The sequence below is a fragment of the Pseudomonas sp. GW822-FHT02E03 genome, from assembly GCF_058802325.1.
Genome location: NZ_JBXAOA010000003.1, coordinates 104,003 through 118,959 on the forward strand (window position 1 = coordinate 104,003; position 14,957 = coordinate 118,959).

Consider the following 14,957-nt stretch of genomic DNA (forward strand, 5'->3'; position numbering starts at 1 on the left):
CATGGAGGCAATGTCCGAGCGTGCGATCATTCTTGCGCCGTTGGGACGCGACAGCCAGATCGCGCTGATGATGCTCAACGAGGCAGGGTTCGACGGGGTCATTACCCGGGATCTGGGCGCGTTGTGCAATGAGCTGTCGCTAGGTGCCGGCCTGCTGGTGATTTCTTCCGAGGCCTTATTGGGCGCCGACCTTGAACCGCTGCTGGGTCTGATCGAACAGCAACCGGCGTGGTCGGATCTGCCGATCGTGCTGCTGACCCACCACGGTGGCCCGGAGCAGAACCCTGCGTCGCGACTCGGTTCGCAGTTGGGCAACGTGACTTTCCTTGAGCGCCCGTTCCATCCGGTCACGCTGATCAGCCTGGTCACCACGGCGTTGCGCGGGCGACGACGGCAGTATGAAGCCAGGGACCGGTTGATTGATCTGAGCCAAAGTGAACTGCGCCTGCAAAACACGCTGGAAACCCTCGAGCAACAGGTCGAGGAACGCACCGCACAACTGCGCCTCAACGAGGAGGTTCTCAGGCAGTCGCAGAAAATGGAAGCGGTCGGCCAACTCACCGGCGGCATTGCCCACGACTTCAACAACATGCTGACCGGCATCATCGGCAGCCTGGAACTGCTGCGTCGACGCCTGGCGCGCGGACGCACCGAAGACCTGGACAGTCTGATCGATCTTGGAGTGACCTCCGCCAACCGCGCGGCGGGCCTGACGCATCGTCTGCTAGCGTTCTCTCGGCGTCAGTCGCTGGATTCAAAACCGGTGCAGATGAACACCCTTGTGGTGTCCATGGGCGAGCTGTTGCTACGCAGCATCAACGAGAGCATTCACCTGGAAATGCAGCTGGACGAGCAACTGTGGGTCGCCGAGGCAGACCCCAACCAACTCGAAAGCGCCCTGCTCAACCTGGTGCTCAACGCCCGGGATGCCATGCCCGACGGCGGAAAGCTGCTGGTCAAAACCTCCAATCAGCATCTGGATACGGGGTTCACCGCGGCACACAGCAATCTGCAACCGGGCGATTACATCGTCCTGAGCGTCACCGATACCGGTTACGGCATGCCGCAAAGCACCATCAACCGAGCCTTTGATCCCTTCTTCACGACCAAACCCATTGGCCAGGGCACGGGCCTGGGGTTGTCGATGATTTACGGTTTCAGCAAGCAGTCCGGCGGCCATGCGAGCATTCACAGTGAAGTCGGAAAAGGCACCACGGTCAGTCTGTTTTTGCCGCGTTTCAGCGGCGAATTGGTCCAGGACACCCAAATCGATGCCCAACACGCTCCTTACGCCCGAGACGGCGAAACCGTGCTGATCGTCGAGGACGATCCCGCCGTGCGAGTTCTGGTCAGTGCCGTATTGAGTGAATTGGGCTACGCCTTTGTTGAAGCGTGCGACGCCGACAGCGCCGTGCCGATTCTCGACTCCGGTCAGCGAATCGACCTGTTGATCAGCGACGTGGGGCTGCCGGGCATGAACGGCCGGCAACTGGCGGAAATCGGCCGGCAGTATCGGCCTGATCTCAAGGTATTGTTCATCACCGGGTATGCCGAACACGCTGCCGTGCGCGGTGGCTTTCTTGACCCCGGCATGCAGATGATCACCAAGCCGTTCACCTTCGATTTGTTGACGGCGAAGGTGCGGGAGATGATCAGAATCTGAGAGATTCTCGTGTAGGAGCTGCCGAAGGCTGCGATCTTTTGATCCTGGGCCGTCGCGCAAGCGCAAAAAGATCAAAAGATCAAAAGATCAAAAGATCGCAGCCTGCGGCAGCTCCTACGGGGGCCAGCCGCCTTCAGGACAGCATGTCCTGCATGATCTGTTGCAGCACATCCAGATCGAACGGCTTGCCCAGGATCGGCGCTTTGCGGGTGATCGGGCTGTCGGTCTCGCGAATTTCCTGCGGGTAGCCGCTGATGAAGATGACCTTGAGCTCCGGTCGCAGCTTCACGGCGGGTTCGGCGATCTGCACGCCAGTGATTCCCCCCGGTAAGCGGAAGTCGGTGATCATCATGTCCAGATGCGGCTTGCTCGCCAGAATTTCAAAGGCCTGCTCGCCGTTTTCGGCTTGCAGCACCCGGTACCCCTCACCCGACAAGTAAGCAGACAGCACCATCAAGATCGAAGGGTCATCCTCGACGATCAGTACCACATCTTGTGCATCTTCACTCATGGAAAGCCTTTGTTCGGTCAATAGCTGCTGATACGACCGTGCGGTCACTCAGAGGTTGCGTTAATCGGGCTGTTTTCCTGCAGCGGCAGACAAACGCGAAACAAGGCGCCTTCGCCAATCCGGCTCTCGACGGTGATGGAGCCACCGTGGGCGGCGACAATTTGCTCCGAAATAAATAACCCAAGGCCCAGTCCCGCTACAACGGCCTTGGCGCAAACCCGTTCGAACTGCTGAAAAATGCGCTGCTGATCCTCTTCACTGATCCCGATACCGCGATCCTGAACCTCAACCCACGCTTGCCCGTCCTGATTGTACACGCGTACGTCGATCTGGCTCTTGGCGCCATAACGCAGCGCATTGGTCAACAAGTTGGAGATCACTTGTTCGATACGGAATTCGTCCCAGTGCCCCATCACCGGCTGCTCGGCCGTCAAGGTCACCGACGACTCTGCGGCCTCGACCTGCGGGGCAAAGTTTTGCAGAAGATTGTTCACCAGTTGTACAAGGTCAAACCGACTGGGGCGGATCGACAGCTTGCCGGTGCGGATCCGCGACACATCGAGCATGTCTTCGATCAGGCGGATCAGGCTTTTGATCTGCCGCTCGTCGCGGTCGACCATGGCGTGCATCTTGTCCAGCGTGAATGCCGCGGCGTTATTGCGGGCCAGGTGCATTTTACGCAACTGGGTTTCGAGAATCAGGCCATTGAGCGGCGTACGGACTTCGTGGGCCACGATAGACATGAAGTCATCACGCATGCGCACCGCCTGCTCCAGCTCACTCTGGGTGTTCTGCAACTGTTTGAGCAGCGCCTCCTGCTCCCGACGACTCTGCTCCAGCGCTTCGACCTGATGCTTCATCGCTTTGCTCTGGCGATACAGGTCGACGAAGACATTGACCTTGCTCTTGACCGCATGAACATCCAGCGGTTTGTGCAAGAAGTCTACCGCACCGCTTTCATAGCCCTTGAACGCGTAATTAAGCTCGCGGCCGGCGGCGCTGACGAACACAATCGGGATGTTTTTGGTTTTTTCCGTGCCGCGCATCAACTCGGCCAGCTCGAAGCCGTTCATGCCGGGCATCTGCACATCAAGAATGGCCATGGCGAATTCATGTTGCAGCAACAGCGACAAGGCTTCGTCGGCGGACAGGGCTTTGTAGACGATACGGTCTTCACGCCTGATCAATGCATCGAGCGCCAGAAGGTTTTCCGGCAAGTCGTCGACGATCAGTAATTTGGCCAGGACATTACTTAACATGCGATTCGTTCCAGCTCGACAAACAGACGGCCAATGCCGCGAAGATCCAGCCGATGAGTATCCAGCACTGCCCTATTCATGATTTGCGATAGATCCGTTCTGGTTTGACCAATGCTTCAAATTGATTGCCATAGGCCGAGAAATCCAGGGTTTCCTTACTGCCCAGTGCCAGAAAACCCCGATGACACAGCGATTCGTGAAACAAGCCCAATGCACGACCCTGAAGCTTTTTATTGAAATAAATCAATACATTACGACATGAAATTAATTGAGTTTCCGAGAACACACTGTCGGTGGCCAGGCTGTGATCGGCGAAGGTCACGTTGTCGCACAGGCTCTTGTCGAAAATCGCATAACCATAGGCCGCCGTGTAGTAATCGGCGAACGACCGCTGACCACCGGCCTGCTGGTAGTTGTGAGTGTAGGCCCGAACGTTCTCCAGGGAGAAAATCCCCTGCCGCGCTTTATCCAGCGAGTGCGGGTTGATGTCGGTGGCATAGAGGATGGTGCGATCCAGCAGGCCTTCTTCGCGCAGCAGAATCGCCATCGAATAGACCTCTTCACCAGTGCTGCAACCGGCGATCCAGACCTTGATCGACGGATAAGTCTTGAGCAGTGGCACCACTTCCTGACGTAGCGCCAGGAAATGCGAAGGATCGCGGAACATTTCGCTGACCGGAATCGTCAGCAATTGCAGCAGTTGCATGAATGCGCTCGGATCATGCAGAACCTTCTCTTGCAGCGCCGAGATGGTTTTGCACTCGAACTGACTCAAGGCGTGATTGACCCGGCGTTTGATCGACGCGCTGGAGTAATCGCGAAAATCGTAGCTGTACTTGAGGTAGATCGCCTCGATCAATAAGCGCAATTCGATGTCGGTGCCGCGCTCCACTAGATTCGTTCCATCTTCGGTAACCACACACGAATCAAAGAGAACAGGCGGTCCAGGTCGATAGGCTTGGCCAGGTAGTCGTTGGAACCGGCCTGCAAGCAGCGCTCCTGATCGTCCTTCATCGCCTTGGCCGTCACCGCAATGATCGGCAGCTTGCGCCAGCGCGGGTCCTTGCGGATTTCGAGGGTGGCTTCGAAACCATCCATTTCCGGCATCATCACGTCCATCAGCACCAGGTCAATGTCCTCGACTTCATTCAATTTCTCGATCGCCTCACGGCCGGTGCGGCCAATGACCACGACGGCCCCCTTTTGCTCCAATGCACTGGTGAGGGCGAAGATGTTGCGTACATCGTCGTCCACCAACAGCACTTTACGGCCCTCGAAAACCTTGTCGCGGCTGCGGGCGATCTTGAGCATCGTCTGACGCTCCTGGGACAAGCGGGATTCGACCTTGTGCAGAAAAAGTGTCACTTCGTCCAGCAACCGCTCGGGCGAGCGCGCGCCCTTGATGATGATCGAACGCGAATACTTGCGCAGCTCGGTCTCTTCGTCCCGGGTCAGGTTACGTCCGGTATAGACGATCACCGGCGGGAACGAGCAGATATCCTCGGTGGACATGCGTTTAAGCAAGTCGTTGCCGAGCATGTCTGGCAGCTTCAGGTCGATGATCATGCAGTCGAAAATCGTGGTGCGCAGCAAGTCCAGCGCATCCTGCGCCAGGCCGACAGCGGTGATTTCAATGTCCTCGTCGCCGATCAGCCGGGCGATGCTGTCGCGTTGCACATCGTCGTCTTCAACCAGCAAGACCCGTTTGACCTTCTGCGTCAGTTTGGCTTCGAGGCGGGCAAATACATCCTTGAGCTCCTCGCGGGTGGTGGGCTTGACCGCATAACCGATGGCGCCCATGTGCATGGCCGCCTCGACACGGTCTTCGACCGAAATCACGTGCACCGGGATGTGCCGGGTTTCGGCATGTTCTTTCAGGCGCTGCAATACCGTCAGCCCGGAGTGATCCGGCAGGCGCATGTCCAGCAGAATCGCATCAGGGAGGAACTGCATGGCCAGGTCGTAGCCTTCGTCGGCACCGTGGGCCACCAGGCACTGGTAACCCAGTTCATGGGCCAGATCGTAAAGAATGTGCGCAAAGTTTGGCTCATCCTCCACGACCAGGATGCAGCGAGTCGCGAATGGCGCCTTGTTGCGATCATCGTCGAAACGCGGAATATCGACGGCGGCAATCAGCGGCCCAGGCGCAGCAACCATGGCGCTTTGGGGCATGACAGCCGGCGTGGCTTCCATCGCATCGACAGGCCCGTCGTCCGGCTCGACGTACTGCTGCGGCAGCACCAGGGTGAACACACTGCCCTGCCCAGGCGTACTGGTCACACTGATCGAGCCGCCCAACAAGGTGGCCAGATCACGCGAAATCGACAAACCCAGGCCGGTGCCGCCGTAACGACGATTGATGGTGCCATCGGCCTGACGGAAGGCTTCGAAAATGCTTTCCTGCTGATCCGGCGCGATACCGATACCCGAATCGCGGATGATAAAGGCAATGCCCTCGCCCGGTTGAGCAGCGACGCTCAGGCTGACAGTGCCTTTCTCGGTGAACTTCACGGCGTTGGACAGCAAGTTCTTGATCACTTGCTCCAGCCGCTGGCGATCGGTGAGCAGCATCAGCGGTGCATCGGCCTGCAACTGGATCTGCAGATCCAGGTTCTTTTGCGCAGCCAATGGCTGGAACATGCCTCGCAGGCCTTCCACCAGACGCGCAACACTGGTGTTCTCCGGACGTACCTCAAGCTTGCCGGCCTCGACCTTGGAAATGTCGAGAATGTCGTTGATCAGGTTAAGCAAGTCATTACCAGCGGAATAGATCGACTCGGCGAACTTGACCTGCTCGGCGCTGAGGTTTTCCTGCGGGTTTTCCGCCAGCAGTTTGGCCAGAATCAATGAACTGTTCAGCGGCGTGCGCAGTTCGTGGGACATGTTGGCGAGGAATTCGGACTTGTATTTGCTTGAGCGCTGCAATTCTTCGGCGCGCGCTTCGAGTTCAACTTGAGCCAGATTCAGTTCGGTATTCTTCAGGTCCATGGCATCGCGTTGCGCGGCCAGGATCTGCCCCTGCTCGGCGAGTTGTTCGTTGGTTTGCTCCAGCGCTACCTGCTGGGTTTCCAAGTGAGTCTGGGACTCCTTGAGAATCCGCGACTGCTCTTCCAGCTCCTCGTTGGCGGTCTTGAGTTCTTCTTGCTGAACTTGCAGCTCTTCGTTGAGTTGCTGGGCTTCGGCCAGCACTTCCTGCAAGCGCTGGCGATAGCGGGCGGCCTCGATCGAGGTGCCGATGTTACCGGCAATCAATTCAAGCAGTTCGACATCACGATCCGACAGCGTGCGCAGGAACCCCAGTTCGATCACACCATTGACCCGATCGTCGTCGCTGGTCGGCACCACCAGCACGCTGTGCGGTAAACCTTCGCCCAGGCCGGAGCTGACTTTGAAGTAGTCGCCGGGAACGTTATCCAGACGAATCAAACGCGCCTGTTGCGCCACCTGGCCGACAATCCCTTCGCCACTGTAGATCAGCTGTTCAAGCGCTTCCTGTTCCCGGGAGAAACCGTAAGACGCGATACGCTTCAGGCCACCATGATCCTCACGGACATAGATCGCCGCGACAGCCGTGCCTAAATATTGGGCACAGAACTGCAAAATGTTGCGCCCCAACACATTGAGAGATAGCTGCCCCAGGACTTGCTCGGCCAGTTCGGTCTGGCCGTTACGTAACCAGGCTTGCTGTTCCAGGCGCCGGGCACTGGCCTGTTGTCCGGCGAGATTGGTGCTGTAACTTTGCGACAGTTTGAGCAAGTCCCGACGGCCAATGTAGGCCAGCAACCCGCTGATAGCGGCCACGAACAGCAGATAAAGGGCGATGCTCCAGATCGTGGTGCGGCGCACTTCCTCGTTACGTGTGGCACGCAACTGCTGCTCCAGGTCGATAACGTCTTCGAACTGCTTGCGGATCTCATCGGTCAGCCGTTTGCCGCGTCCGGCCTTGACGACGCCACGGTAGTCACCGCTGGCGCGCTGCAGATCGATCATCGATTGCGCGTAATTGGCCCATTCTGTCTGCAAGGCCTGGAGCCGGCGCAGACGATCGGTCTGGACCGGATTGTCGGCGGTCAATTCGAGCAAGGTATTGAGCGCGACGGCGATTCTGGGCTTGGCCGTCTCGTAGGGATCGAGGAAATGTTCGTCGCCACTGAGCAGGAACCCACGCATGCCGGTTTCCAGATCGACGGTCAGCTTTATCGCCTCATTGGCATTATTGATCACCCGGTCGGTGTGCTGGACCCACTGAATCACCGACAGCAGGTAGGTGATCAGCGAAACGAAGAAAACCGCACTGATGACGCCGACACCCAGCGGCAGGCTGACGTTGCGGCTCAGGAGTTTACGGAATCGTTGCTCATCAACCGAGGACGCAGAGGTCATGGGGAAGCCTTGTCGTACTGTTGAAAAGCATCGAGTCTGCCCCAAAACGTCCGGGCTCATCCATTTTTCTGACATGTTTTGCGGCAAAAACCTGCATTTAGCTGCTCTGGGACAAAGGAGCGGTTATTCTCTGCGGCTCTTGTGCGGCTATTGTTTTTGTAGCGCGTCGGGAACCTGTCGTGATTCATCACTCAATCACGCAAGAACCCGGCGGTTTCGATTGTCCGGCAACCACGAATTCAACCTTTGAGAGCCCCACTATGTCCGCAGCCGCCTCCACCATTCTAGTCGTCGAAGACGATGCCATCGTGCGCACGCTGATCGTCGATGTGCTGGAGGAGCTCGAATTCAAGGTGCTTGCGGCTGATGGCTGTGAAGCGGCGCTGGAGTTCATCAATGATGAAGACCAGTACATCGACTTGATGATGACGGATGTAGGGTTGCCGGTCATGGACGGTCGGGAACTGGCGAAGCAGGCGCGCATGCTGCGTCCCGAATTGCCGATTCTGTTCGCCAGCGGCTATGCCGAAAGCATCGAGGTGCCAGACGGCATGCATCTCATCGGCAAGCCATTCTCTATCGATCAGTTGCGGGACAAGGTCAAGGGTATTTTGTCGCCTGGCCAATAACGCGACTCAAGCACTCGGGCGTTTGCGTTTAGCCTCCTGCCGCTCTCGGAAAGCGACGATGTCATTGGCATCCACTTTAGCCGGTAGTCGTGCAGGCGTCGGGGTAGTGCCTGGTACAGGCGGCACTGCTTCCTGCTCGGCCACCGCCTCGTTACCAAAATCGACGCCTGCAAGTCCGTTGATATCAGTCAGCGGCTGGCGGAATTTATTTCCCACGTCTCGACCACTGCCTTTCAATGGATTGACCTCACTCGCCATCAGCGCTCGATTGATCGCTTTGGGGTTGGGAATGAACGTTCCGGTCTTGTCATAGGCGCCGAGAATCAAGGCCGGCGGTAGATCGACGGCATAGTTGATTTCCAAAGGCGGCAGTTGTTTCAACCCGGAGTTTGGGCGAAACGCTAGTTCGGTATTGGCATACAAATGGAATCCTTCCAACTGACGAGCATCGACGAAATAGGTGTAGCCGCCTTTTTGGCCACCATAGACAAAGGCACCTGCGCCGTCTTTCTTGTAAAAAGCCGACGTAGAAATCCCGGCTCCATCAAGATCGAGCGCATCGTGAGCACCTCCATAGCCACCTTTGAAGCCGTTGACCTGTTTGAGATCCCTGATTGGCGTGCGTTGGGTAAACCCTTTTTCAAAGATTACCGTCGGGTCGCGCATGTCCCCGCGGAACACGAAACCTTGATAGACAAAACCTTTTTCCGGCCCGGAAAGTCTCACCACCTGTGAGTTCGTCGCAAGGGACTGCGCCACATTAGGCCCGCCCGCCAACTCTGACAGGTAGCCTGCGACAAGCACCCCTTTGCCTGCATCCGGTATTTCTTTGCCAGTAGTACTCGCCAGTTGATGGCTGATGCTGCCTGCGGGTCTGCGCACCAACGAGGGTCTATTGCTGCGCTTAAGTGTTTCGAGCACTCGGCGGCTGATGTTTTTCTTGGCCACGATGGAAAGCGCTTTACCCAAAAGTTTTTCCGCAATGGGGCCGGCGAGTTCAGACAAAACGCCGATCGCTGCGTTGATCCTCAAACGTTCCGCCTCGGAAGGGTCATCAGAGATTTCGGAACGGATCAGATCAGTTGCCGATGCCCCAATTCCCAACAGGAAGGGAATCAGCATACGAATCGGTGCAGACACCCAGGCCGCCGTTCCTCCGGTAGGGATCGAAACCGCGAACGCAATGCATTGCAGCAGATACCCGGCGACTTCCAACGCAATATCGGTCATACGCTCGGCGTGGGTTGATACCAATGTATCGATGTCCGCCAACGCTCGCTCGATCTGCCGGTCAAAAAGGTCTTTGCCAATGTCAGTGCTGGATCGAAATACAATCTCTCGATAGTTTGGGCGCGTCGCGAACAGGAGAAACTCCATTCCCCGATATTTGAAATCACGGACGTAAGGTTTTTGTTGCGCGCTCAATGGAACACGCTTCAGCAGACGCTTTTGCAGTTCCGGATGGTTTTCCAGAAACCTTCCGCGCTCGTCATGCCCGGCGGGAAATTCGATGGCCGCACTGTCTTCGCCCAGAAAAAACAACACGCCGCGATCCAGATTGCTGCGCCCGATAAACACGGCGTTATCGACCTCAAGATCCGGGTCGCTGTGCAAGTTAAGAAGGCGCGCAGGGATCAAGCCTTTGAGATACTCAAAGGCAATCATCCTGTCTTCCATTGCGCGAGCGTCACTCTTGATGAACTCTACGACCAGCTTGTTGAGTTCGGCTTTTTTTAGCAGTCGCCCAAAAGCGTGCGCCGCAGGATGCTGTAAGCTTTCGGAAACATAGTTTTTGAAGTCAGCCTGATAGTCGACCCCCTCCAACGTCTTTACAAGCTTGGCAGGATAGTAGGAAGGCCATTGTATTTCAGAATACCCTCTGTCTTTCAGCACACGATAATGATAGCCGGTGCATAGCTCTGCCAATGTAAATGTTCTCTCCTTCCAGTTGGCGGAATCCCTTTCGGCTTTAAGCATGTCACTGCGATTGGGTTGTTTAACCTCTATATATTTAATCGTCACTTCTGAATCATGCCTTATCCGCGACCTGTTTTTTTCGTCAGGCACTAGTGCTTGCACAGCCTCATCAATGCGATCACGAATAAAATAAGCAGGATCAAAGCTGGCGGGGTCAGCGACGACTGAACAGCCATGCAATATTTCATCACTCAGCTCTTTCACATTAACACCATCAACATCGCTTTCATCGAGCGAACTGATTTCGAATGTCCTGGTTTTCGCCATTGGCACAGGCTCTTTCTCCTCCACATCACTTAGGGGGTCCAGCAGCCATAGAAGCGAGTATTGATCTTCGGCATTATCGTAAATACCAGGCAACTCCATTTTCATAACGTATTCCTGCGAGCAGCAACAAAGCACGAACTGCACTTTTCCATTACTGCAAGCCAGGCACAAGCGTAATCATCCCCAACCCAACAACAAACCGTAGATATGTTATTAATATTTACAACGCAACCAAAAACCTTAGTTATATTTTTTGACCTGCATGCAATGACAGTAAAGAACGTTACTGCTCGCAACCGGCGACAGCGGCTCGGCATGGCCAGGCGAGAGGTGAACGCTGGGCTATCCAGGAATAATGAATAGTCCCTTGTCATTGGTTGCTTGAAAAATTCACACCGTCTTGTGATTCCACGCAGGAATAAAATTATCCAGCGCTGTGGTTTAATTGCGCCCTTTTCGCCCTATCGCTTGCCGCAAAGGATCCACCTTCATGCCCCCCCCGCCCATCACCAAAGTCCTAGTCATCGGTTACGTCTGGCCCGAGCCCCGCTCTTCTGCGGCCAGTGGGCATGTGATGCAGATCCTCGAAACGTTCTTGCAGCAAGGCTGGGATATCACTTTCAGCAGTCCCGCCGGTCCCGGCGAGCACAAGGCCGATCTGACCGAGCTGGGCATTCGCGAAGTGCCGATCGAGTTGAATAACAGCAGTTTCGACACCTTTGTCAGTGAGCTGGCACCGGATATCGTGTTGTTCGACCAGTTCATGATGGAAGAACAGTTCGGCTGGCGAGTAGAGAAACACTGCCCCGACGCCTTGCGCGTGCTGGAGACCTCCGACCTGCAAAGCCTGCGACATGCCCGGCACCAGCGCCTCAAGGACCGCTTGAAAGCCAGTGATGACGCCAATGATTTCAGCGAGTTATTCGCCCCAGCATTGCGCGAAGAGTTCGAGCTCATGGCCGATACCGATCTGGCAAAACGGGAGATCGCCGCGCTGTATCGCTGCGACTTGAACCTGATGATCTCCGAAGTGGAGATTGAATTGCTGGTCGAGCAGTTCGGGTTACCACAACAACTGCTGCACTGGTGCCCGTTGATGGTCGAACCGCTGGCCACCGCATCGCCAGCCTTTGAAGACCGTGCGCATTTCCTCAGTATCGGTAACTTCCGCCACGCGCCCAACTGGGATGCCGTGCTCTGGATGAAAACCACGATCTGGCCGCTGATCCGTGCGCAACTGCCAGAGGCGCAACTGCATATCTATGGCGCCTATACGCCGCCCAAAGCCACCGCCCTGCACAATGCGGCCCAAGGGTTTCATGTGATGAACTGGGCAGAAGATGCATTGCAAGTCATGTCCGCGGCGCGGGTGTGCCTGGCGCCGTTACGCTTTGGTGCGGGTATCAAAGGCAAGATTGTCGATGCCATGCTGTGTGGCACGCCCAATGTCACCACTCCGATTGGCGCAGAAGCGATGCACCGCGAACAGCCGTGGCCGGGCGCCGTGACCCGAACCGCGCGCGAGTTCGCCGATTGTGCGGTTCGTCTTTATAAAGACAAAGAGCTCTGGATGAGCGCCCAATCCCATGGGCAGACGTTATTAGCCGATCGCTATCAGCCGGCAGTACATGGCCCGGCGCTGATCGAGAAGTTGTTGTATTGCCAGCAACACCTGACACAACTCAGAAGGGATAACTTCACCGGCAGCATGTTACGTCACCACCAACATAAAAGTACTCAGTATATGGCACAGTGGATCGAGGCAAAGAACCGAAATCAATAACCAGGCTTTCAACAGCCTCCAACTAACGAACATCCAAACCACATACCTTGCATCAATCCAATGATTGGCCAGTGACACTTTCATCGTTATAAACACGGGCAAGCCACCCCTCAAATACCTGGATATTCGGAGGGGTGACTTTTTCTATTAATCGATGCAAGGATGCATTAATGAACAATGACACTTTAGATAGTTACGCACTCAATAACTGGATGACCGCCACCAAGGCTCTCGATACATTATCGCTCTGCGAATTGACTCTGCCAGGCGCCCACAACGCGGGCTGCGACTGGAAAGCCTCTTATGCACTTATTCCTGGCGCCCACTGGCTGGCATGTCAGCACGACTCGTTTTATGCCCAACTGAACAACGGCGCGCGGGCTCTGGATATTCGATTGGATTTTATCTTCGGTGAACCGGGGCTTGGCAAATTTCGTGTTCAGCACAACGGCTACCGCTCTTCCCGTACCTTGGGGAGCCTTGTTACAGACGTGGACCTTTTTCTTCGGGAAAACCCAGACGAGTTTATCATCCTGGACTTCCATGAACTTAATGGCAGCAGCCAACACCCCTTTGACTATCATTTTTTTAACGCGATGATGCTCAGATTTCTAGGCGAAAGAATGATTCCTTCCAACAACTTGCACCTTAGCCTCGGTCAACTCAGGAAACTCAGCAACGTCCAAAGAGTCCTGGTCGCTGCCGAAGGGTACTGGGAGCTTGATCGAACCTGGTTTTGCAAAAAAATCGAGCATAAATGGGCGGGCATCAGTACAACGAGTGTCGCTGAACTGGAAAAACACATCATCGAAGTTGTGAAAAGCCCGCCAGGCACATGGGCGCCATGGTCGCTTTCCGCAACGAGTTACAGTGCTCTCGGTGGTCCTGTCAACATCAAAGGACATCTCAATTGGTGGTTCGATCTCGCCAAACGCGATTGGGCTACCCAATGCAACATAATCAATGTCGATTTCATTGAAGATTCAAAAATAGTTTCTTATTGCCGAGCCGCGAGCTTGATAAAAGCGAACAACAAAATCAAATAGCCCCACCCCGACGCGCCGTCAGCCACCATATTTGTGGAGATATTTCTATCGCTGGCAATACTGCCGAGCACACCTATGCTGGTTTCTTAACTAGTCGTTCTGACAGCCTGACAATCCGGACGTGGCCCTTCGCCGCCTCGCTGGCGCAGAGAGCCTGGAAAGAGGCATGATCAACAGGCGATAACAATAAAAGTGCCCTGACATGAGCCGACCAGCCAGAGTTACCGATCCTTCCTACGAATTGATGGACGACCATAACGGGTTGTCCATCATCTATCGTCAGCACGGCTTCCCCTGCCCTTTGGTGCGCTGGCATTTCCACAAGGAATACGAACTGCACCTGATCGTCGCCAGCTCCGGCAAGGTGTTCATCGGTGACTACATCGGTAACTTCTACCCGGAAACGCTGTTCCTGACCGGCCCCAATCTGCCCCACAACTGGATCAGCCAAGTGGCTGAAGATGAAGTGGTGCCCAAGCGCGACATGCTGGTCAATTTCACTGACGAACTGTTCGAAAGCGGCCATCAGGTGTTCGCCGAGCTCAAGACGCTTGCACCCTTGCTGGAGCGCGCGCAGTACGGCATCGAGTTTCGCTGCAAGCGCACGATCCGCCAGGCCATGACCTTGATGCAGCGCATCGCTGATACCAAGGGCATGACCCGGCTCGGGCATTTTTTCATTCTGCTGGAGTTGCTGGCGGCGTCCGATGACTATCAGTTGCTGTCCGGTGCCACGACGCCGCAATTGGCCGATGAACACAACATCGACCGCACCAACCGGGCGGTGGATTACATCTTTGCCCACTACGCCCGGGAGCTGCCGCTGGAAGAAGTCGCCGAGCACCTGGGCCTGAAGCCGACCTACTTCAGCCGAGTGTTCAAACAGGCCACCGGGCGCTGCTTCATCGAATTCGTCAATCGCCTGCGCATCAGCAAATCCTGTGAGCTGCTGGCCGATGGCGACAAAACGGTGACCGATGTGTGTTTCGAATCGGGCTTCAATAATATTTCCAACTTCAACCGGCGCTTTCAACAGCTCAAGGGCATGACGCCGTCGCACTACCGGCGGTTGGCGGTGCAGCGCTTGACTGAGCAAAACCTGGGTTAATACCTACCCCTGTGGGAGCGGGCTTGCCCGCGATAGCAGACTGTCAGCCGATATATATGGTGGATCTGACGGCCTCTTCGCGGGCAAGCCCGCTCCCACAAGGTTTTGTATTCAAGCTAAAAACCTGTACAGATTCCAACGGCGCTAACGGCTAATAAACCGTACCACGCACCTCCCGCCCCAAAGCCCAGTGCAAAAAAGTATCGGTCACAGTGCGATGGATGATTTGTCACCCCATCAATTGAAGGCTGTAATCAGTGCACATTCTTCCTGCCCAGGAAGACACAAAAACAATAACTGTCCTTCTGTACCCGCCGGGTGCAGAAAAGGA

Annotated in this window: 10 protein-coding genes and 1 pseudogene; 5 read left to right on the plus strand and 6 right to left on the minus strand. The window is 55.8% G+C overall.

Annotated elements, in window-relative coordinates; translation table 11 throughout:
* The first annotated feature begins 1 nt into the window (after position 1).
* Positions 2 to 1,663, plus strand: a complete 1,662-nt coding sequence (locus AC1RQB_RS03560; RefSeq protein ID WP_219734775.1) for an ATP-binding protein — start codon at positions 2 to 4, stop codon at positions 1,661 to 1,663.
* 133 nt (positions 1,664 to 1,796) lie between these two features.
* Here the strand turns inward: AC1RQB_RS03560 and AC1RQB_RS03565 are convergent, their stop codons facing one another.
* The 5 genes and pseudogenes from AC1RQB_RS03565 to AC1RQB_RS03585 all read right to left on the minus strand — a co-directional run bounded on the left by AC1RQB_RS03565 (position 1,797) and on the right by AC1RQB_RS03585 (position 7,816).
* Positions 1,797 to 2,174: a response regulator gene (locus AC1RQB_RS03565; RefSeq protein ID WP_008069938.1), complete on the minus strand. Its 378-nt coding sequence runs from the start codon at positions 2,172 to 2,174 to the stop codon at positions 1,797 to 1,799.
* 44 nt (positions 2,175 to 2,218) lie between these two features.
* Complete coding sequence (locus AC1RQB_RS03570; RefSeq protein ID WP_063343641.1) at positions 2,219 to 3,433, minus strand: hybrid sensor histidine kinase/response regulator; 1,215 nt, start codon at positions 3,431 to 3,433, stop codon at positions 2,219 to 2,221.
* Positions 3,427 to 3,513: pseudogene (locus AC1RQB_RS03575) on the minus strand (chemotaxis protein CheB); the annotation flags it as partial. The pseudogene AC1RQB_RS03575 and the gene AC1RQB_RS03570, both read right to left, overlap by 7 nt.
* Complete coding sequence (locus AC1RQB_RS03580) at positions 3,510 to 4,325, minus strand: CheR family methyltransferase (protein WP_008069942.1); 816 nt, start codon at positions 4,323 to 4,325, stop codon at positions 3,510 to 3,512. The pseudogene AC1RQB_RS03575 and the gene AC1RQB_RS03580, both read right to left, overlap by 4 nt.
* Positions 4,325 to 7,816 (minus strand): response regulator, encoded by a 3,492-nt coding sequence (locus AC1RQB_RS03585; protein ID WP_063343640.1) that lies wholly within the window; start codon positions 7,814 to 7,816, stop codon positions 4,325 to 4,327. Before AC1RQB_RS03585 ends, AC1RQB_RS03580 begins: the two co-directional genes overlap by 1 nt.
* Positions 7,817 to 8,076: 260 nt before the next feature.
* Between AC1RQB_RS03585 and AC1RQB_RS03590 the strand changes: the two genes are divergently transcribed.
* Complete coding sequence (locus AC1RQB_RS03590) at positions 8,077 to 8,445, plus strand: response regulator (RefSeq protein ID WP_063343639.1); 369 nt, start codon at positions 8,077 to 8,079, stop codon at positions 8,443 to 8,445.
* 6 nt (positions 8,446 to 8,451) lie between these two features.
* Here the strand turns inward: AC1RQB_RS03590 and AC1RQB_RS03595 are convergent, their stop codons facing one another.
* A complete protein-coding gene (locus tag AC1RQB_RS03595) occupies positions 8,452 to 10,794 on the minus strand; it encodes a hypothetical protein (protein ID WP_063343638.1) in 2,343 nt (780 codons plus the stop codon).
* Between the two features lie 385 nt (positions 10,795 to 11,179).
* Between AC1RQB_RS03595 and AC1RQB_RS03600 the strand changes: the two genes are divergently transcribed.
* From AC1RQB_RS03600 to AC1RQB_RS03610, 3 genes are all read left to right on the plus strand, one after another.
* The gene (locus AC1RQB_RS03600; RefSeq protein ID WP_063343637.1) at positions 11,180 to 12,472 is read left to right on the plus strand and encodes a glycosyltransferase; all 1,293 of its coding nucleotides are present in this window, start codon (positions 11,180 to 11,182) and stop codon (positions 12,470 to 12,472) included.
* 170 nt (positions 12,473 to 12,642) lie between these two features.
* Positions 12,643 to 13,518 carry a phosphatidylinositol-specific phospholipase C domain-containing protein gene (locus AC1RQB_RS03605; protein WP_063343636.1) on the plus strand — a complete coding sequence of 292 codons (876 nt, stop codon included), beginning with the start codon at positions 12,643 to 12,645 and terminating at the stop codon, positions 13,516 to 13,518.
* Positions 13,519 to 13,720: 202 nt separating this feature from the next.
* Complete coding sequence (locus AC1RQB_RS03610) at positions 13,721 to 14,626, plus strand: AraC family transcriptional regulator (RefSeq protein WP_063343635.1); 906 nt, start codon at positions 13,721 to 13,723, stop codon at positions 14,624 to 14,626.
* The last annotated feature ends 331 nt before the right edge of the window (positions 14,627 to 14,957 follow it).